Genomic DNA, 19,427 nt, shown 5'->3' with positions numbered 1-19,427 from the left:
GCGCGCGGGGGTATGGCTTGCTGTCACAGGCGGATACCGTGCTCCTCGACTCGCTGGACCGGCACGCTCGCCGACGCGCGGAGAGAATCCCTACCCTCAGTGTCCTCGTCGGCCCCCAGACACAGGCACTCCTCCTCTGGGATGAATGGCTTCATCGCAGCGGCCTGAAGGCCGCTTCTTCCAACAGCTGTGACCCCTCCTCCGCAGTCACGGCCTGGGCCACCCTGCTCGCACACGAACGCAACCTGCCCCGTGACGCGGAAGCCTTCGTCATCCTCTCCCAGCGCGCCTTCTCCCCGCGCGAACTTCACTTCGAGGGAAAGACGCTCCATGAGCGCCGCGTCCTCTTCGAGCGACTCGAGCCCCCTCGCTCCGAGCCCACCGCCTGGGCATTGTGCCGCCAGCTCCTCGAGCACCCGCCTCCCCCAGCGACCCTCCCCACTGGATTCCTCGAGCACATCGCTCACAATCCTGCCCAGGGCCTCCATGCGCTCCTCCCGCTCATTCCCGCGGGTCGCGCTCCCGCCCTCCAGCTCCGCGTCATCCCTTCCGACCCGCGTAGCCTGCACGCGGCTACGGCCCTCTGCACCGCCGCCCCTTCGCTCCACATCGCCTGCCTGCTCTCTCCCGAGTCCCTGTCCGAAGCGCTGGGCATCAAGGACTCCCATGCGCTCGCCATGCTGCGCGAGGGACTCATCGAGCTGCCCACGCCTGGGCGCGTGAAATCCCGCGCGAAGCCGCGCACGCCCGCCGGCCGCCAGAAGGACGAGGCCCGCGCTCGCAGCAAGGCGGAGCGCTTCCTCTACGACAAGGTCCTCCAGAACCACCCCGCCACTCGGGGCCTCTTCACCCTCAATGCCACCGTCGACCTCCACGACGGCGGCCGCCCCCTGGAAGTCGACTTCCTCAGTCGCGAGCTCCGCATCGCCCTCGAAATCGACGGCTACCACCACTTCCTCGAACCCGAACGCTTCCGCCGCGACAGACGCAAGGACCTCGCCCTCCAACGCGCGGGCTACTGGGTGGTCCGCTACCTCGAAGAGGACGTCGTGCCTCGGTACGAAGAAATCCTGAAGACCCTCGAATCGCTCATCGCCGCCCGGCGAGCAGAAGCCTCCGCGCAAAGGACATCACATGGACACTCCTGACAATCGATTGGCGGGACTCATCCTCACCTGGCTCGCCCCTCGCCCCCAACGCCGAGGCACCCGCTCCGACCTGGAGAAGACCCTTCGCGCCTTCGTCGAACACCGCCTCAGCCGCGCCGAGTGGAAGTCCCGCCTCGACTCCGAGCTGGAGGCCCTGTTGAGCGAAGGCCTCGTGAAGCTCCAAGGCAAGGCTACCCTGGAGCTCACTCCCCCGGGAGCCTCGCGCGTCCTCCAGTTCCTCCGCGTCGAGCAACTCCCCAAGGGTCTCACCTGGAAGAAGCTCAAGGCCACCTACCTCCTCGCCCACTGTCTCGACCTCCCGCTGTCGAAGCCCGTGGCCCAGCGCCTCTCCGACGCAGACGGCATGCGCGCCGCCGTGCTCGCGCGGGAGTACCCCGCCGTCGCCGAAGGGGCGCCCTCACTCTCCCAACTTCGAGACCGGCTCCTCTGGAAGCAGCTCGGCGTCGACTCACAGAAGCCCTTCTCGCTCCGCGCCGTCCAGGCACACCTCCTCGGCCAGTTGCTCGAGTCCGAGGTGAAGGACCCGCGCAAGGCCGTTGAACAGCTCGCGGCACGCGCGGCGGGGGCCTCGCGCACGGACGCGGAGGCCCTGCGACAGACGCTCCTGCGTGACTGGGCCTTCACCGCGGCCCCTGCCCCCGCGCGAGACCTCGCGCCTCCGCCCACCGTGGACTTCGCCGAGCGCGTCCTCTCCGTGGCCCGAGCCCTCCCCACCGGGCGCTTCGGCCGCGACAAGGTGTTCATCTCCCACGTCTGGAAGGCCCTCCAGCCCGAGTGGAGCAGCCGAGAAGCCTTCGACGCCGCGCTCCTCGAAGCCAACCGCACCCAGAAGCTCTCCCTGACTCGCGCCGACCTCGTCTCCGCCATGAACCCCACGGACGTCGCCGAGTCCGAGGTGCGCTCACTCGGCGCCAGCTTCCACTTCGTCGTCATCTGATTCGCCCTCTTCAGGAGCGTGCATGTCCAGCGACCCTCGACTCGAGGTCTTCCTCTCCGACGGTGGTGAAGTCTTCAGCGGCGTCCAGCAGGGCCAGTACCTCTGGCAACCGGACCCGTTCGACGTGGAGACCCTCAGCGCCCCCGCCCGCCGCGCCTTCACGCGCCTGCTGGGCCGCGCCACCACGTCCCCGCCGCCCGACACAGGAAAGCTGCTGCTCCTCCTGGGCGAGTCCGGCTGCGGCAAGACGCACCTCGTGCGAGCCTTCCGCAACCTCGCCCACGGGCAGCAGTGCGGCTTCACCGGCTACATGCCGATGACAGTCGATGCGACGCACTACGACCGCTATCTCCTCTCCAACCTCATCGACTCGCTGGACCACCCGTACGACGTGGCCCAGGGCGACGACAGCGGGCTGATGCACCTGTCCAACCTGCTGATGGCCCAGTGCACCAGCCTCTTCGCGCCGCTCATCGAGCACGAGCAGAAAATCCTGGAGGACGACGAGCTGCACGGCACCGTCCGAGCCGTCGCGGACGAGCTCCTCGCGGACCCTCGCTTCCGCAATGTCGAGGTGGACCTGCTCCGCGCGCTCATCTACTTCCAGCGCAGAGACCCGCGCATCAACCGCCGCCTCTTCAACTGGCTGCGCTGCGAGGACATCGCCCCCGAGGACCGGAAGGTCATCGGCGAGCTCGTCCCCCGCACCTCGGATGACAGCGCCGCACGCATGGTGGAGCAGCTCGGCCGCCTCATGGGTGCGCTGGACCACGCGCTGGTGCTGTGCGTGGACCAGGTCGAGGACATCAGCGACTTCGAGCAGCGTCCGCAGATGGAGAGCTCGTTCCGCCGAGCCATCGCCACGCTGGCCGCCATCGCGGGCAAGGTGCCTCGTGCCGTGGTCGTCGTGTGCTGCCTGTCCGACTACTGGGAGAAGATGCGGCCCCTGCTCACGCGCTCCATGGTCGACCGCATCGAGAACGACCCAGAGCCCGTGATGCTGGAGCGCACCGTCACCGCGGACACCGCGCGAGACATCGCCGCCCGTCGCCTGCGCTACCTCTATGAACAGCGCGACGTGGCCTTCGACCCCACCGACCCGACCTATCCCATCCCCGCCAAGGGCTTCGATGCCCTGGGCGGACAGCGCGCCCGCGACGTCCTCAACGAGTGCCGCCGCTACCGCGAGCGCGCCATCGAGCAGCAACTCCTGCCCGACACCTTCCCGCTCCCCCACCCCACCCGAGGCCCAGCCGTCGGGACGCAGCCTCCTGGCGCGGGAATCGACCTCGAGCAGGCCTGGACCGACTTCCGCGCCGCCTACAAGGAGAAGCTCCCCGAGGACGCCTCCGACATCTCCGCCCTGGTCGCCTGGGCGGTCGAGATGAGCAGCGAGGAGCTCGGCGGCTCGCCGCGATTCACGGTGAAGCCTCGCAATGGAAACGACCTGCTCGACATCGGAGAGCACCCGTCCGGCAACAAGTTCGTCCTCGCGCTCTGTGACCGCAGCTCGAAGGGCGGAGGTCTCGGCCGACAGATGGCCGATGCGCTCAAGGCCGCCGCGGGCAGCACACCCGTCCTCATCCGGACCTCCGACTTTCCATCCTCCACAGGGACCATCGTCTCGGACCAGTTGGGCAAGCTCGTCCGGCAGGGCGGGCGCAGGGTCGTCCTCGGAGACAGCGAGCTGAGGGACCTGGTCGCCATGCGCGACTTCCGCGCGCTGCATGTCGGGCAGCCCTCCTTCGCCGCGTGGAGCCGCTCGGCCCGCCCCATCACCCGACTCAAGTCCATGGGGGACATCCTCGGCCTGGAGCGACTCGGGCGCCCGGCTGCCGCGGGGACCTCGAGCCCCAAGCCTCAACCTCCGAGGCCCGTGGAAGCGACTGGCTTCCAACCTCGAGCCTCGCCTCGGAATGGCCTCACGGCAGGAGGGCAGACGCAGATGTTCAATGACGCCGCCACGACGCCCTTCGGCCGAGCCTTGCCCGTCCCACCGCGCGAGCCGGGTTCCCTGGTGGCACCAACACCTGTGCCCCCGGTCGCGCCCACGCCCGTGCCGCTCCGAGTCGCCCGCGCCGACACTCCCGCACCGAACGCGGGCCTGGCGAACAACGATGCGGACCTCGGGCCGTTCCACCTCGAACCGGCGGGCCAGCTCCTGCCGGAACAAGAGCCTCGTGTCCCCCCGCCAGCGGCCGTCCCTGGGGGGCTCAAGCCCCGGCCTCGCAGCACGCCCGCGTCGGGGACTCCGATTCCCTCCGAGGTCCTCACGGGCGCGCTGAAGCTCGGGAGCTCGGAAGGACTGCTCTCACAGCCCATCTCGTTGGAGCCCTCGGACCTGACGCGTCACAGCGCCTTCCTGGGCGGCACGGGCAGCGGGAAGACGACGCTCGCGCTCAACATCCTGGAACAACTCCTGCTGCGTGGCATCCCCGTCATCCTCATCGACAGGAAGGGAGACCTCGCCACCTACGCCCGCGCGGAGTCCTGGGCCGAGCCCCTGGAAGACGCGGCCTTGCGCGAGCGGCGGCGCCTGCTCCGCGAGCGCGTGGACGTGGCGCTCTACACCCCGGGCCGCTCGGACGGCAGACCCCTGGCGATTCCCGTCGTGCCCCATGGACTCGAGTCCCTGCCCGCCGAGGACCGCGACCAGTCCATCCAGCAAGCGGCGGATGCCATCGCGGGGATGCTCGACTACCGGACCAGTCCCAACGACAAGGCCGCGAAGGCCGTCCTCGCCCAGGCGCTCCGCTTGTTGATGAATCAATCCCTGGGCAAGGAAGTCACGCTGGAGCTGCTCCAGCAGTTCATCATCGCGCAGGACCCGGCGCTCCTGGAGGCCACGGACGGCATCCCCACCAGGACCTTCGCCAAGCTCGCCCAGGACCTCAGCGTGCTGCGCATCAACCTGCGCACGATGCTGTCTACGGGCGGAGAGCGGCTCGACCTGGACGAGCTGCTCGGACGCGGCGTGCACGGAGTCCCTGGGCGCACGCGGCTGAGCATCATCAGCACCAAGTTCCTGGGGGACAACTCGCGCATCCTCTTCTGGGTGTCCCAGCTCCTCTTGGAGACGCTGCGCTGGGCCAGCCAGCACCCGTCCTCGAAGCTCCAGGCCGTGCTCCTCTTCGACGAGGCGGACATGTACCTGCCCGCGACGAGCAAGCCCGCGACCAAGGAGCCCATGGAGAGTCTGCTCAGGCGAGCGCGCTCCGCGGGCGTGGGTGTGATGCTCGCGACCCAGAGCCCTGGCGACTTCGACTACAAGTGCCGCGAAAACGTGCAGTCCTGGTTCGTGGGGAAGATCAAGGAGGAGAACGCGCTGAAGCGGGTCCGCTCGCTCTTCGCCGATAGTCGCGTCGACGCCGATGCTCGACTTCCGGGTCAGAAGCCAGGGCAGTTCCACGTGCTGAGCGACGGCCGCGTCCAGCAGCTCAAGGCGGACTGCTCCGTCTTCAAGACGACGCAGCTCCCCGAGGACCAGATTCTCGAGCTCGCCCGGCTCAGCCGGAAGCAGTCGGGGTCGGACACGCCATGAGCTGAACGGGCGGGTCGAGTTCCTGCTAGGAAGCGCGTCGGAATGAGCACCCGGCCGCTTCCTCCTCCGTTGGACCGCGAGCGCTTCGATGCGCTCGTGGCCCAGGGCTTCAACCAGGTCCCCGTGTATCGACGGCTGGAGCCTGGTGCCCTCCGGCCCGTGGACCTGCTGCGGGCCCTGCCGCCCGAGCACCGGTTCCTGCTGGAGAGCACGCGCGTGAGCGCGGAGGGGCGCTACTCGTTCGTGGGCGCCGAGCCCTTCCTGCGCTTCTCCGCCAAGGGCGACCAGTGCTTCGTCGATGACGTGCTCCAGCCCGGCACTCCGCTGGAGACACTCCGCGCGCTGCTCAGGAAGTGGCGCGGTGTCAGTCAGCCCGGACTGCCTTTGTTCCTCGGCGGCGCCGTGGGCTTCTTCGCCTACGAGGCGCTCCACTACTTCGAGTCACTGCCTCGTCATCCTCGCGACGACCTGAAGCTGCCGGACATCGCCCTGTCCTTCGTGGACACCTTCCTCGCGGTGGACCACCTCGAAGGCCACGTGCTCGCCATCGCCACGGGCGATGACTGGGCGGATGCGCGGCGACGACTGGATGCACTCGAAGCCCAAGTGCGCCAAGCCGTCGCCACGCCGCCTCCCGCGCCGCCAGACCCGAGCACGCCCCTCGCCGAAGCGCGCTCCAACTTCACCCCGCCGGACTACCTGGACGCGGTGGAGCGCGTGCGTGAGTACATCCGCGCGGGAGACACGTATCAGGTCAATCTCTCGCAGCGGCTGGAGGTGGACTTCCCTGGCGAGTCCCTGGCCCTCTACGAGACGCTGTCCGCCACGAACCCCGTTCACTTCGCCAGCTATCTCGAAGGGGATGGCTTCCAGGTCGTGAGCGCCTCCCCGGAGCGGCTCGTCCGGGTGGAGCAGGGGCGCGCCATCACCCGCCCCATCGCGGGGACGCGTCGCAGGGGGACCGCCGAGGAGGAGGCCCGGTTCGTCCAAGAATTGCGCACCAGCGAGAAGGAGCGCGCCGAGCACGCGATGCTCGTCGACCTGGAGCGCAATGACCTGGGACGCGTCTGTGCCTACGGCACCGTCGAGGTGGTTAAGCTGATGGAGATTGTCGAGTACGCCCACGTCCTGCACATCGAGTCGGAGGTGACAGGACAGCTTGCTCCGGGAGTCGAGCCCCTCGACGTCGTGGGAGCGCTGTTCCCCGGCGGGACGATTACGGGCGTGCCGAAGATTCGCACCATGCAGCTCATCTCCGAGTTGGAGCCCCAGACGCGCGGGCTCTACACGGGCTCCCTCGGCTACCTGTCGTTCACAGGGGACCTGGACCTGAACATCGTCATCCGCACGCTGCTCGTGAAGGACGGCCGGGCCTACGCGCAGGTGGGCGGAGGCATCGTCCACGACTCGCAGGCACGGCAGGAATACAAGGAGACGCTCAACAAGGCGCGCTCGCAACTGCTGGCGCTCTCCGCGAGCAGAGGGGCGCGATGATTCTCCTCATCGACAACTTCGACTCGTTCACCTTCAACCTCGTCCAGGCGCTCGGAGCTCAGGGGGCGCGCATGAAGGTGGTCCGCAATGACGCCCTCACCGTAGCGGACATCGAAGCGCTCAAGCCCGAGCGCATCGTCATCTCTCCAGGCCCTGGGACACCGGATGACGCGGGCATCTCGCTGGAGGTGATTCGCGCCTTCGGCGGACGCGTGCCGCTGCTCGGGGTGTGTCTGGGACACCAGTGCCTCGGGCAGGTCTTCGGCGCGAAGGTCGTGCGAGCCCCCCTGCCGGTGCATGGAAAGACAGCGGACGTGCGCCACTCGGGGCAAGGCGTCTTCCGCGCGCTGCCAGACCCGTTCACCGCCGCGCGCTATCACTCGCTGGTCGTGGACCGTGAGAGCCTTCCGGACTGCCTGGAAGTGACGGCATGGCATGAGGGGCTCATCATGGGCATGCGCCATCGGGAGCTGCCGGGACTGGAGGGCGTGCAGTTCCATCCCGAGTCCTTCCTCACCATCCACGGCCCTCGGCTCCTCGCCAACTTCCTCGCGACTTGAAGGTGCCTCCATGTTCTCCACGGTGGCGGTGAATGGCGAAGTGACGCGCTGGGAGGACGTGCGCCTGCACGACTTCGCTCAGGGCTTCTTCTTCGGCGCGGGGTTCTTCACCACGTTCCGCATCGACGAAGGGACACCGCTGTTCCTCGCCCGGCACCTGGCGCGGCTCTCCGCGAGCATCTCGGCCTTCCCCTCCGCGGTCCGCGCTCCGCCCGCTGAGCTGCTGCGTGAGGAGGCCGTGCGAGACACCTTGCGCCGATGCCTGGACGCCGACGCCGCGCTCGGCCCTCGCTTCACGGGCGTGGGCAAGCTGGCCGCGAGCGATGGAAAGCTCCTGCTCACCCTGCGGCCTCCTTCACCGGATGCGGAGCGACTCCAGCGAGAGGGCCGCGCGGTGGACTCGACGGAGCTCGGGGCGTACCGCCACGGTGAGCCCACGCCCAATCACAAGGGCCTGTCCTACTTCCGCCAATACACCCTCATGGCGAGCATGCCGCTCCTGGCCAACGAGCGAGGCCACGCGTGCGAGCTCCCCACCGCGAACCTGTTCGCCCTCATCGACGACCAGCTCGTCACGCCGCCGCTCGAGGCGCCCTGCCTGCCCGGCATCATCCGCCAGGTGCTCCTGGACGCGGGCAACCTCAACGGCATGCCCGTGGTGGAGCAAGACCTGCCACTCGCGCGGCTCGCGGAGGCACGGGCCTGCGTCTTCACCAACTCCGCTGTGCTGGTGACAGGCGTCACGCGGTTGCTGGGACGTGACCTGCCCGACAGCCTCTCCCTGGCGGAGCACCTGCGAGCCCATGTGCTCCGCGTGGCGGCGCGCGAAGGATGAGCCGCTCCCTCGTCATCGTCCATCGCTGGGATGGACGCCCCAACACCGACTTCTACCCGTGGCTCTCCGAGCGGCTGCTGCAACCGCCCGCGCCCTTCGACACGGTCCACACGCTGGACATGCCCCAACCCAGCGCGCCCACCATCGACGGCTGGGTCTCCACACTCACGCGAACTCTCGGCCCCGTGCCGGACGCATCCACGGTCTTCCTCGGCCACAGCGTGGGGTGTCAGGCCATCCTCCGCTATCTCGCCACGCTCTCGGAGGGCCACCGCGTGGAAGGCGCCGTGCTCGTCGCGGGTTGGTTCGACGTCGCCAGGCGATGGGACGCACTGCAGCCCTGGTTGGACACGCCCATCGACTTCACTCGCGTCCGCGCGGCGCTGGGCCGCTGCGTCGTCCTGCTCTCGGACGGAGACCCGTTCACGCCCGACTGGCGGCGCAACCGCCAGCTCTGGGAGGAGCACCTGGGCGCCGAGGTCCGAGTCATCCCCGGTGCCCGCCACTTCAACAACCCACGCGAGCCCGCGGTCCTCGAGGCCGTCCTGTCCTGCTTCGGCCCGTGACGCCTCAGACCGAGCCCTGCTCCACGCGGAACCCCAGCCCCTCCGCCACCTCCTCGTCGCGCAGCACTCGAAAGGCCCCCTCGGCCACGTCCAGCGCCACGCGCCCTACCGCCTCACGATGCAGCGTCACCACCGGATGCCCCACCGCGGCGAGCATCCGCTTCACCTGATGGTGCCGTCCCTCCGTCAGCGTGAGCTCCACCGCGTCCACCTCTCGCAGCCGAGCCTCCGCCGGACGCGTCAGCCCATCCTCCAGCGCCACGCCCTCCCGGAGCCGCTGGAGCGCCACCTCCCCCGGACGTCCCTCCACCCGCGCCACGTAGCGCTTGGGCAGGTGTGTCTCCGGAGCCGTGCCATGACGAACGAACCTCTCGTCATTGGTGAACAACAGCAACCCGGTGGTGTCCCGGTCCAGCCGACCCACCGCGTACCACTCGTAGCCTTGGAGTGACTCCGGCAGCACCGCGCGCAGCCGCTCGAACACCGTGCCCACGCCCTCCGGGTCCGAGCCATGCACCACCGGCCCCGCCGGCTTGTGGAACAGCAGCACCCACGGCCGTGCGTCCAAGGAGCACTCCCGCCCATCCACGCGCACCACGCGCCCCGGCCCCACCGGCGCGAAGGGCTCCACCTCCACCTGTCCATCCACCTCCACGCGGCCCGCCCGGATGGCGGCCTCCGCGGAGGCCCGGGGCATCACCCCTGCCCGCCCCAGGGCGCGCGCCAGCCAGTCCGCCCGGCCTCCCTCGGGCACGCCCTCCGTGCCCCGCCGCCGCGCCGCCTCCAACCATCGGGGCGTCTTGCTCCTCCGCGCCATCCTCTCGTCTCCTTGCCTCTCCACCCCGACATCCCATGTTCACATTGGAGAACCAATGAGAGCTTCTCCACGGAGCCCCCGGCGGACAGGCGGACACCCGCATGTCACGATTTGACTCCACCCGCCGCCCTCTGCCATTGCGGCCTCGTGGCTGTCCCCCCTGAAATCGCCGAATCGCTCCAGCGCCACGCGCCGCCCTCGGGCCCCTCCGTCGCCTTCGCGCTGCGCCTGGCCGAAGCCCTCCACCGCTACGGCACGCCCGCGCACCGCCTGGAGGACCTGATGAAGCGCGTGTCAGGCCGGCTGGGGCTCGAGGGGAGATTCTTCTCCACCCCCACGTCCCTCTTCGCGTCCTTCGGCCCGCCGGAAGCCCTGCGCACCAGCCTCATCCGCGTGGAGCCCGGGGACATGGACCTGGAGCGCCTCACGCTGCTGGACGTGCTCGCCGATGACGTCATCCACGCCCGCCTGTCGCCCGCGGAGGGCGCGCTGCGCGTGGAGGCCATCCTCGCCCGCCCGCCGCGCTTCGGGCCGGTGCTCCAAGTCCTCTGCTGGGCCCTGGCCGGAGGAGCCGGCGCCCGTCTCTTCGGCGGTGGGCTGAAGGAGATGGCGGTCGCCACGGTGAGCAGCCTGCTCATCGGCATCCTGAGCGAGGTGACGCAGCGCCAGCCCTCCTCCGCGCGCGTGCTGGAGCCCGTGGCCGCCATCCTGTCCTCGTCGCTCGCCGTCCTCGCCGCGAGCTTCCTGGGCACGATGTCGATTCAGGTCGCCACGCTGGCGGGCCTCATCGTCCTCCTGCCCGGCCTCACGCTGACGGTGGCCCTCAACGAGCTGGCGACGCGCCACCTCATCTCCGGGACCTCGCGCCTCACCGGCGCCGCCGTCGTCTTCCTGCAACTGGGCTTCGGCGTCGCGCTGGGCAGCCGGCTCGCGGAGGTGCTTCCGCCGCCGCCCGTCGTCCCGCCGCTCCCGCCGCTCCCCGCCTGGACCCAGGCGGTGTCCCTGGCCGTCGCGGGCGTGTCCATCGGCGTGCTGTTCCGCGCGCGGCCTCGCGACTGGGGATGGATTGCCGCGGCGGGCACCTTCGCGTTCCTCGGGGCCCGGGTGAGCTCGGGCCTGTTGGGCCCCCAGCTCGGCGCCTTCGTGGGCGCCGTCCTGCTGGGCATCGGCGGCAACACGCTGGCGCGGCTGCGCAACAAGCCCTCCGTCACCATCGTCGTGCCGGGACTGATGCTGCTCGTGCCCGGCAGCGTGGGCTTCCGCAGCCTGTCGTCACTGCTGGAGCGCGACGTCGTGGCCGGCGTGGACACGGCCTTCAACATGCTGATGGTGGCCGTGGCGCTGGTGGCCGGACTCCTGTCCGCCAACGCCCTGGTCCCCCCGCGCAAGGTGCTCTGAGGGCCGCAGAGGCCCTCAGGACATGCGCGTGACGTAGAGGGCCACGAGCGACAGCAGGAAGTACGGCACCAGCGCGCCCGCGCCCGCGTAGTCCTTGGCCATGCGCTGGCCGAAGAAGAGGCCCACCAGCGAGAGGGCGGACGCGAGCGCCCCCCAGAAGGCCCAGGTCGCGCTGCCGGAGACGAAGAGCGACACGAGGCCCACGGCGCTGAGCGCGCCCGAGGCCAGCTCCATCAGGGTGATGACGCCGAGCATGAGCGGCACCACGCCCCTCAAGGGGCTCTTGGCGAAGTGGCCCGTGAGCCAGCCCAGGTTGCCCTTCCAATCCACCACCTTGTCCGCACCGGACTGGAGGAAGAGGATGGCGAGGAAGGCGGCGCACAGCGCCTGGAGAAGCCACGCGGTGAACTGGGTCGATTCGAGAGGCGGCATGGCGCGGCACTCTAGCCGCCTGGGGGCCGAGCCCAAGTCTTCTCCTTCGGAGACCTGAGGGGCGGGCCTGGGGCCTGCTCCCCCTTCCCTCCTGGCGAACCATCCCTAGCTTGGCCCTCATGGCATCCGAGCAGACCGCCCGGCGAGTGTTCACCGGCCTCATCCTGCTGTCCCTCGTGCTCCTGGCCCTCGTCGTCCAGCCCTTCGCCAAGGCCTTCTTCCTGGCGGCGGTGCTGGCGGGGGCGCTCTACGGCGGGTACAGCTGGCTGAGCCGCAAGCTGCGCGGGCGGAAGAACATCTCCGCGGGCCTCGTCTGCACGGCGGTCATCCTCGCGCTGCTCATCCCGGTGGGAGGCTTCACCGCGTTCATCGTCGCCGAGGTGTCCTCCGGCGCGCAGTTCGTCACCAGGACGGTGCAACAGGAGGGCGTGGAAGGACTGGTGCAGAAGCTTCCGGCCCCCTTGCGCCAGGGCGTGGAGGGCCTGCTGAAGCGGCTGCCCGTGGAAGAGGTCCACCTGGACGAGAAGCTCCAGCAGCAGGTCAGCAGTCAGAGCGCGACGGCGGCGCGCGCCGTGACGGGGGCCGTGGCGGCGACGGGCTCCATCGCCTTCCAGACGGTGATGATGCTCATCGCCCTCTTCTTCTTCCTCACGGACGGGAAGGAGCTGGTGGAGTGGCTGGAGAGCGTGTCCCCGCTGCGGCCCGGGGAGACGCTGGAGATCATGCGCGAGTTCCGCAGCGTGTCCGGCGCGGTGCTGTTCTCCTCGCTGGCCACCGCGGGGGTGCAGGCCCTGGCCGCGCTCATCGGCTTCCTCATCGCCCGGGTGCCCGCGCCGCTGTTCTTCGCGGGCGTCACCTTCTTCCTCGCGCTCATCCCCGCCGTCGGCGCCGCCGTCGTCGTGCTGGTGGCCGCGGCGTTGATGTTCTTCAGCGGACACCCCTGGGCCGCGCTCTTCCTGGCCATCTGGGGCACGGTGGTGGTGGGCCTGGTGGACAACATCGTCAAGCCGCTGCTCGCCAAGCGCGGCATGCACCAGCACGGGGCCATCGTCTTCTTCTCGCTGCTCGGAGGCCTGGCGGCGTTCGGCACGGTGGGCCTGCTGCTGGGCCCGCTCATCGTCGCCTTCTTCCTGGCCCTGGTGCGCATCCACGAGCGCGACTACGGCCGCAACCACCCGGACCCCGACAGCCCCTCCACCCCCGGCCCCCACACGCGCCGAGAGCCGGACGGCCCGGGGCTCGCCACGAAAGGCACGAGCCCCGGCCCGTCGACCGCCCCCGAGCGTCACTGAGGGCGACCGGAGGTCCCTGCCGGGAGGGGACGCGTCAGAACGGCGAGCCGTTCGCGCGGCGGCCCGGCGACGTCGTCTGGGTGGACAGGGTGGTGTGCAGCACGAAGGTGCTGCCCGTGCCCAGGTCCGGGCTGCGGTTCGCGGAGACGCCATCCGTGCCCGTCAGCGTCGACGGCAGCACCACGGAGTCCACGATGGTGCCGGACGCGTTGCGCACCGACACGGTGTCGCCGCCGTTCGTCAGGCTCAGCGTGCCCGTCGAGCAGGCCACCGCGCCCGGCGTGCCCGAGGGAATCCCCGCCGCCGCGCCGAACACCACCACCACGCCCCCGGCCGGCACCGTGGTGCCCGCGGGGAAGGTGTGGCGCATCGTCCCGGAGTCCCACACCGTCCAGCCGCCCACGCTCACGGCCGCCGAGCCCGTGTTCACCAGCTCCACGAACTCACCCGCGACGTCCGAGCCCAGCTCGTTCACCAGCACCTCGTTGATGATGAGGCTGCCCGTGCCGCCGCCCGTCGTGGTGATGGCGAAGGCGCCATCGCTGGTGTCCGTGATGCTGGCGGACGCCGTGTCCGTCACGCGCACCCGGGCCTGCGTGCTCTGGGACGACGGCAGCGTCCACGCGAGGCTGCCCGCGGAGGCCGGCGTGCTCGCCGACAGCACCGTCCAGGTGCTGCCATCCAGCGTGTACTCCACCTTCACGTTCGTCACGTTCGCCGACGTCCAGGTGATGGAGCGCGCGCTGCTCGCCGTCCAGCTCTCGCCGCCGTTGGGCGACGTCACCGTCACGGTGGACACAGGCGCGTCCCCGGGGATGAGGAAGTCCTTGATGATGCCCATGTGCTGCATGCTGGCGGCGCCGCTGTCGCTCGCGAGCGCGGGGGACAGCTCGGAGATGGGCGTGTACACGCGCGTGTCCACCACCAGGCCCGAGGAGAAGGTGCTGCCGCCGATGACCACCGACGTCTGGACCTGGCGCAGGTCCGTGTCCACCAGCACGTGGTCATACGGCTTGGCGCGGCTGGCGTTGGTGTTGGTGTTGCCATTCTTGTCGGCGGGGTACGGCGCGGCGGTGGTCACCACCTGCGACAGGGTGGAGAAGCTCGCCTCGGAGCGGCTGTCGGTGTTGAGGTCGCCACCGATGACCAGGTAGTCGCCGGCCGGGACGTTGCTCTGGATGAACGACACCAGGGCCGCGGACTCCGTGTTGCGCACGCTGGAGCTGGCCGTCAGCAGGTGCACGCTCACCGCCCACAGGTCCTTGGGCCCGGGGATGTCGATGCGCGCCCACGCGAAGTCCCGGTTGGACACCTGCGCGTCATCCCACTCGCCCGAGGCGATGATGGGATAGCGGCTGATGATGCCGTTGGGAATCTGCGCCCCGCCCTCCCGGTAGTACGCGAACTGCGGGCCGAACGCCGTGTCCACGAAGGCACGGATGTCCGTGGCGGAGTTCGAGCCGTAGTTGAACTCCTGAATCATCACCACGTCCGGGTCCGTGCCCTGGAAGATGCGGGTACCGTGACCCAGGCTGTAGTCCTGGCCATTGCCGCTGGTGATGTTGGCCGCCATCAAACGCAGGCGCACGGGCGCCAGTGAATCCTGACGCTCGCTCAGCGCGTCGTCCGTCTGGGGCTCCACACCCTCGCCACACGCGGCGAGCCCCAGGAAGAACACCACCAGCCAGTGACGCCATGACGACAGCATCCGAGTGACTCCAGTACAGTTGTTTCGCACGAAATCCGGTCCTGCCCTTGGATGAAGAGCGGTTGAGGGTCGGCAACGACTGCTGAACGGGTGGTCCGGGCAAGCCGCCTCCGGAGCCACCGCGTCAATCTACCCGGCTCTCTGACAGGAACGGCGCTTGAAACAAGACTGAAACATGACGCGCCGTCCTACAGCGACGCGGCGGTGGAGAGAGCGACGAACAGATAACGCAATCCCTTGCCCGCTGTGACGAACACGACGAAGGGCAGCGGGCGCACTCCCACCACGCCTCCGGCGATGACGAACGCATCCCCGACGATGGGCAGCCACGACATCAGGAGCGCGGGGGCGCCCCAGGTGCGCAGGCGTGCCTCGACCCGCTCCATCCGGGGCCCCTCGCTGGCGCGGCGGCGCGCGTACCAGCGGCCCAGCGCGCCTCCTCCGCCCCGCGACACCCACTTCCCCAGCAGGTAGAGCGACAGGGCTCCCACCACGTTGCCCACCGTCGCCACGCTCGTGGCCAGCACCGGCGGCGCGCCGCCGTAGATGAGCGCCGCCAGCAGCGCCTCCGAGGGAATGGGCACCACCGAGCCCGCGAGCATCGCGACGAGAAAGAGTCCGGGAAGACCCCAGGCAGTGAGGATGGCGGCGTCGGGCATGGTGGTGGGTAGGAGTGGCCCCGGCAGTGTGCCATGGGCCCACGGGCTCCCGCAGCGAATCCCGAGAGGTCGCTTGCCCCCACCTCGAGTGAGCCGTGCGCGCGCAGGAACTGCACACCCCACCCGCCGCGCGCAGGACTTGCGCGGGCCCTGGGGCCTGGAGCCCTGCCCTCCGAGGGAACACGCGGCCCGGCGCGGCCCTTGCTTTGTGACGCGGGCATCACTTCACCGTGAAGGAATTCCGCGTCATGAGCAGCAACGACATCCCCGCCCCGGGCTCGAGCAATGACCTCCGCATTGTCCCCGTGGAGATCGCCCCGGAGACGTTCTGGGTGGGCAAGCGGGAGCCCGGCAACATCTTCTACGCCAATCCCTACCTGCGGCACTTTCGTGGCACGGATGCGAAGACGCAGCGGTCCTCGGAGTTCAACCTCCTCATCGACCCGGGCTCCAGCAGCGACTTCTCCACCATCCACACCAAGGTGACGTCGTTGATTGGCGGCATGGAGCGGCTGTCCGCCCTGTTCATCAACCACCAGGACCCGGACGTGGGCTCGTCGGCGAGCATCATCTCCGCGCGCTACGCGCCCCGCGCGGGCCTGCTGTGCTCGGAGGACACCTGGCGGCTCATCGTCCACCAGAACCTGCCGCGCAACCGCTTCATCCCCACGGAGAAGTTCGCGCAAGGGCTGAGCGTGCCCACGGGACACAAGCTCCTGCCGGTGCCCTCGCCGTTCTGCCACTTCCGGGGCGCGGTGATGCTCTATGACCCGCAGACGCGGGTGCTCTTCACGGGTGACCTGTTCGGCGGCCTCACCGACGCGAACGCACGCGGCCTGTGGGCGGAGGAGTCCGACTGGGCGGGCATCCGCGCGTTCCATCAAATCTACATGCCGGTCAACGCGGCCCTCGCACGCGCGGTGGCCACCATCCGCAAGCTCACGCCCGCTGTCGAAATCATCGCCCCGCAGCACGGGCGCGTCATCCGAGGCCCCCTGGTGCACCAGTTCCTGGAGCGGATGGAGCGGCTCCAGGTCGGGCTGGACATCATGGACGAGGCGCAGGACCGCACCCACCTCCAGGCGTGGAACTCGGTGGTGGACCGCGTGCTGGCGCTGGCGCGGGGCTACCTGGGTGACTCGGTGGACGTGAAGCTGGGTGCGAGCGAGGACCTGGCGGACACTTCCACCTTCGAGGGCAACCGCCTGGTGGTGAACCGGCTGGGCAAGTGGACCGTGGAGCACGTGGTGGATGTGCTGTGCAAAGGCGAGCCGCCGGAAATCGCGGGCCCCATCATGGTGGAGGCCACCAGCGCCGCCGCGGAATACAACCTGCCCACGCCGCACCTGGACATCGAAGGCGCGGGAGCGCCGTCGCACATCTCGCTGCTGGACCCCTGAGTCGACGGGACCCGGGACCAGACAACGCCGAGGGAGGGAGCGGTGGGTTCGACGGAAGACGACTCCGGGGTGGTGTACCTCGGAGGAGGTCAGCAGGAGCAGGTGCGGGCCGTGGCGAGGACACCTCCTCCCGTGCCCTCCACCGAGCTCCCTTGGGGCCCCGCGCCCGTGACGCCGCCGCCCCCGCCCGTGTCCCTGGCGGAGACGCTGCGCCCCGTCACGCCCGTGTCGCCCCATGGGACCCTGCTGCAAGGCATTCCCACGCCCGCGCCACCACCGGTGGCCTCGGTGCGCGGGCTGGTGCCGGGACAGGTGGTGGCTCAGCGCTATCGCGTGGAGCGCTGGCTCGGCGCCGGGGGCAGCTCCACGGTGTACGAGGCGCTGGACCTGCACCTGGGCCAGCGCGTGGCCCTCAAGGTGCTGGCGACACCACATGCGGATGCATCGACGGTGGCGCGCTTCCGCCAGGAGGTGGAGCACGCGCGCGCCCTGGAGCATGTGAACATCCTGCGCGTCCACGACGTGGGGCTGGATGGGGACCGGCACTTCCTCACGGTGGAGTTGCTGGACGGCGTGGACCTGCGACAGCGGATGCTGGAGCAGCGGCCCACGCTCGCCCAGACCTTGCGCTGGCTCACCCACGCGGCCGTCGCGCTGGAGCACGCGCATGGGCGCGGCGTGCTGCACCGGGACGTGAAGCCCGCCAACCTCTTCGTCACGCGCACGGGGGTGCTGAAGCTGATGGACTTCGGGCTCGCCAAGAGCCTCCACGTCATGGGCACCACCGCGCAGGGCACGGTGCTCGGGACGCCCGAGTACATGGCGCCCGAGCAGGTGATGGGCAACCCTCCGCTGTCCCCCGCGACGGACCTGTATGCGCTGGGCGTGGTGGCCTATGAGCTGTGCACCGGACAGCTCCCCTTCCGCCACACCGACCCCGTGCCGCTGATGTTCCTGCACGTCCAACAGGCCCCGGTGCCTCCGACGACGCTGCGCCCCAGCCTCCCGGTGCCCTTCGAGCAGGTCATCCTGAAGCTCCTGGAGAAGCGCCCCGAGGACCGCTACGCCGGCGCGGGTGAGCTGCGCTCGGCGCTCTCGAAGCTGTGGCCCTGGGCACTCAAGGAACAGGCGTGAGTCCCGCGGCGGTGGGGCGTTCCTCCGCCGTGGGCCAGCGCGACATCCGGAGGGACACACCGGGCCGGTGGCACAGGTGGAGCACGCGGCCTCCTCCCGGATGGAAGAAGTAGAGCGAGCGCGGAGCCTTGAAGCTCGCGTCGATGGCGCGGTCCTGCTCCGGCCACGCATCGCGCGTCGTCCACCACGAGGAGACCACGGGCCTCGAGCGCAGGTGGTGATGCACCTCCACCACCACGCTGGTGACGTCCTCGGCGCCCCACTCGAGGGAGAGCTCCCGCCCCGGGATGCGCTTCTCGTCCATGAGTGGGAGGGCTCGCATGCCCACGTAGGCCGTGACATCCACCTGGGCTCCGCGCAGGGGCTCGACGAAGCCCAGCTCCAGACGGCGGGTGTTCGGCGGGAACTGGAAGGTGAACACCATGCGCCCCAGCTTCGTCGCCGTGCCGCTCACGTAGGTGCGGGGGCTCGACTCGCGCAGGAGCACGGGCTCTCCCGCGCGGAACTGGTCCACGTCGTGGGGCGCCACCAGCGCGAGGCCCTTGTCGGGCAGCGCCACGCGCTTCCACCCGGGCGAGGGGTCTTCAGGAGTCCAACAGGGCCCCGGCTGGGCCAGCACCGCCGCGGTCATCCAGGCGAGGAGGGCGCTCATGTCAGGTGCTCCGCGTCGACGCCGAGGTGGAGCGTGACGTGAGCGCCGCCCCGCCCAGCATCAGCAGTCCAGCGGCCGCGAGCCCCGCCACGCGCAGCGTGCCGTCGAGGTTGACGGTGTCGTAGCCCAGCGCCTTGCCCACCGCGATGGCCACGAAGCAGAAGCCCGCGTCGCGCACGAAGAGGGCCCCGCGCTGGCGCCCCCAGAGGACCATCACCACGCCCACCACCAGCCAGCCCAGCGTGAGCACCAGCCTGCGGGCCACGTGGTCCTCCGCGACGCCCAGCGTGAGGAAGTGAAAGTAGAAGGCCCACGACGCCGCGATGGTCGCGCAGGTGAGGCCGTACCAGACCAGTCGATGCCGAGCCAGGTCCGGAGGCAGCACGTCATGGCGCGGAGCCCGCACGAGCGCGACGACGGACGCGGCGAACATCAGCGCGAGCCCCACCAGCAGCAGCGGGTGGCGAGTCGCCGCGTACCAGAGGCCCCCCAGTCCGGAGAGCGACAGCACCGCGACGGGAGCGGCGAGACGCCAGGGGCCTGGGAGCTCGAAGAACGCCAGCACCAGCACGCCCGTCGCCGCGAGGACGAGGAGCACCTCCTTGTCCAACCGCAGGTCCCGCCAGAGGAAGATGCCGGCCAGGGCCAGCAGCCCCGCGCCCAGCCCTCCCAGCACCTTCACGTCCCACTTCTCCATCGTCTCGGCCATCGATGTCCTCCCCGCGACGGTGTCGCGAACGGAGGGCTCGATTGCAGGGAAGCGGCCAGTCTCCAGGTCGACGGCATCTCGCGGGGTTGCACGCAAGGCAGGACGCGTCGTGTGCAGCACGTGG

The 19,427-nt window shown here is 69.9% G+C and carries 18 protein-coding genes; 11 read left to right on the top strand and 7 right to left on the bottom strand.

Translation table 11 applies throughout. From position 1 onward, the window contains the following. Positions 1 to 23: 23 nt before the first annotated feature. On the bottom strand, positions 24 to 488 hold the full coding sequence (locus MYSTI_RS44495; RefSeq protein WP_233278212.1) for a hypothetical protein: 465 nt from the start codon (positions 486 to 488) through the stop codon (positions 24 to 26). A 189-nt stretch (positions 489 to 677) separates the two neighbouring features. On the opposite strand from MYSTI_RS44495, the gene MYSTI_RS44490 reads away from it, so the two are divergent. The 7 genes from MYSTI_RS44490 to MYSTI_RS08465 are packed head-to-tail and all read left to right on the top strand — an operon-like array spanning position 678 to position 9,102. Next, complete coding sequence (locus MYSTI_RS44490; protein WP_233278211.1) at positions 678 to 1,148, top strand: endonuclease domain-containing protein; 471 nt, start codon at positions 678 to 680, stop codon at positions 1,146 to 1,148. Further along, positions 1,135 to 2,106, top strand: coding sequence for a hypothetical protein (locus MYSTI_RS08490; protein WP_015347313.1), 972 nt, complete (start codon positions 1,135 to 1,137; stop codon positions 2,104 to 2,106). The genes MYSTI_RS44490 and MYSTI_RS08490 overlap by 14 nt, the downstream gene beginning before the upstream one ends. Before the next feature lie 22 nt (positions 2,107 to 2,128). Continuing rightward, a complete protein-coding gene (locus MYSTI_RS08485; RefSeq protein WP_015347312.1) occupies positions 2,129 to 5,647 on the top strand; it encodes an ATP-binding protein in 3,519 nt (1,172 codons plus the stop codon). A 42-nt stretch (positions 5,648 to 5,689) separates the two neighbouring features. After that, positions 5,690 to 7,141: an anthranilate synthase component I family protein gene (locus tag MYSTI_RS08480; RefSeq protein WP_015347311.1), complete on the top strand. Its 1,452-nt coding sequence runs from the start codon at positions 5,690 to 5,692 to the stop codon at positions 7,139 to 7,141. Next, entirely contained in the window at positions 7,138 to 7,701 is a 564-nt protein-coding gene (locus MYSTI_RS08475; protein ID WP_015347310.1) for an anthranilate synthase component II, read from the top strand. The genes MYSTI_RS08480 and MYSTI_RS08475 overlap by 4 nt, the downstream gene beginning before the upstream one ends. A 10-nt stretch (positions 7,702 to 7,711) precedes the next feature. Beyond that, complete coding sequence (locus MYSTI_RS08470) at positions 7,712 to 8,536, top strand: aminotransferase class IV (RefSeq protein ID WP_015347309.1); 825 nt, start codon at positions 7,712 to 7,714, stop codon at positions 8,534 to 8,536. Continuing rightward, positions 8,533 to 9,102, top strand: a complete 570-nt coding sequence (locus MYSTI_RS08465; protein WP_015347308.1) for an RBBP9/YdeN family alpha/beta hydrolase — start codon at positions 8,533 to 8,535, stop codon at positions 9,100 to 9,102. Before MYSTI_RS08470 ends, MYSTI_RS08465 begins: the two co-directional genes overlap by 4 nt. 4 nt (positions 9,103 to 9,106) lie before the next feature. Here MYSTI_RS08465 and MYSTI_RS08460 read toward each other — a convergent pair whose 3' ends face one another. After that, the gene (locus tag MYSTI_RS08460) at positions 9,107 to 9,919 is read right to left on the bottom strand and encodes a pseudouridine synthase (RefSeq protein ID WP_015347307.1); all 813 of its coding nucleotides are present in this window, start codon (positions 9,917 to 9,919) and stop codon (positions 9,107 to 9,109) included. Positions 9,920 to 10,066: 147 nt separating this feature from the next. Here MYSTI_RS08460 and MYSTI_RS08455 point away from each other — a divergent pair, with 147 nt between their 5' ends. Further along, entirely contained in the window at positions 10,067 to 11,317 is a 1,251-nt protein-coding gene (locus MYSTI_RS08455; protein WP_015347306.1) for a threonine/serine exporter family protein, read from the top strand. A gap of 15 nt (positions 11,318 to 11,332) precedes the next feature. On the opposite strand, the gene MYSTI_RS08450 is transcribed toward MYSTI_RS08455, so the two are convergent. Further along, entirely contained in the window at positions 11,333 to 11,749 is a 417-nt protein-coding gene (locus MYSTI_RS08450; RefSeq protein ID WP_015347305.1) for a hypothetical protein, read from the bottom strand. Positions 11,750 to 11,868: 119 nt separating this feature from the next. On the opposite strand from MYSTI_RS08450, the gene MYSTI_RS08445 reads away from it, so the two are divergent. Further along, complete coding sequence (locus tag MYSTI_RS08445; RefSeq protein WP_015347304.1) at positions 11,869 to 13,041, top strand: AI-2E family transporter; 1,173 nt, start codon at positions 11,869 to 11,871, stop codon at positions 13,039 to 13,041. 34 nt (positions 13,042 to 13,075) lie between these two features. Here MYSTI_RS08445 and MYSTI_RS08440 read toward each other — a convergent pair whose 3' ends face one another. Next, positions 13,076 to 14,749: a lamin tail domain-containing protein gene (locus MYSTI_RS08440; protein ID WP_015347303.1), complete on the bottom strand. Its 1,674-nt coding sequence runs from the start codon at positions 14,747 to 14,749 to the stop codon at positions 13,076 to 13,078. Between the two features lie 188 nt (positions 14,750 to 14,937). Next, positions 14,938 to 15,408, bottom strand: coding sequence for a YqaA family protein (locus MYSTI_RS08435; RefSeq protein WP_015347302.1), 471 nt, complete (start codon positions 15,406 to 15,408; stop codon positions 14,938 to 14,940). A 248-nt stretch (positions 15,409 to 15,656) separates the two neighbouring features. On the opposite strand from MYSTI_RS08435, the gene MYSTI_RS08430 reads away from it, so the two are divergent. Together MYSTI_RS08430 and MYSTI_RS08425 are read left to right on the top strand one after the other, a co-directional pair. After that, complete coding sequence (locus MYSTI_RS08430; protein ID WP_015347301.1) at positions 15,657 to 16,808, top strand: oxygen-binding di-iron domain-containing protein; 1,152 nt, start codon at positions 15,657 to 15,659, stop codon at positions 16,806 to 16,808. Positions 16,809 to 16,850: 42 nt separating this feature from the next. Next, positions 16,851 to 17,942 carry a serine/threonine-protein kinase gene (locus MYSTI_RS08425; RefSeq protein WP_015347300.1) on the top strand — a complete coding sequence of 364 codons (1,092 nt, stop codon included), beginning with the start codon at positions 16,851 to 16,853 and terminating at the stop codon, positions 17,940 to 17,942. Here the strand turns inward: MYSTI_RS08425 and MYSTI_RS08420 are convergent. Beyond that, the gene (locus MYSTI_RS08420; protein ID WP_015347299.1) at positions 17,926 to 18,594 is read right to left on the bottom strand and encodes a hypothetical protein; all 669 of its coding nucleotides are present in this window, start codon (positions 18,592 to 18,594) and stop codon (positions 17,926 to 17,928) included. The two genes, MYSTI_RS08425 and MYSTI_RS08420, sit on opposite strands and share 17 nt — an antisense overlap. Before the next feature lies 1 nt (position 18,595). After that, a complete protein-coding gene (locus tag MYSTI_RS08415) occupies positions 18,596 to 19,303 on the bottom strand; it encodes a DUF2339 domain-containing protein (protein ID WP_015347298.1) in 708 nt (235 codons plus the stop codon). Positions 19,304 to 19,427 lie beyond the last annotated feature (124 nt).

Source organism: Myxococcus stipitatus DSM 14675 (assembly GCF_000331735.1).
GTDB classification, from domain to species: Bacteria; Myxococcota; Myxococcia; order Myxococcales; family Myxococcaceae; genus Myxococcus; species Myxococcus stipitatus.
Note: the sequence above shows the minus strand (reverse complement) of the source record. Positions and strands in the feature narration are given on the sequence as shown.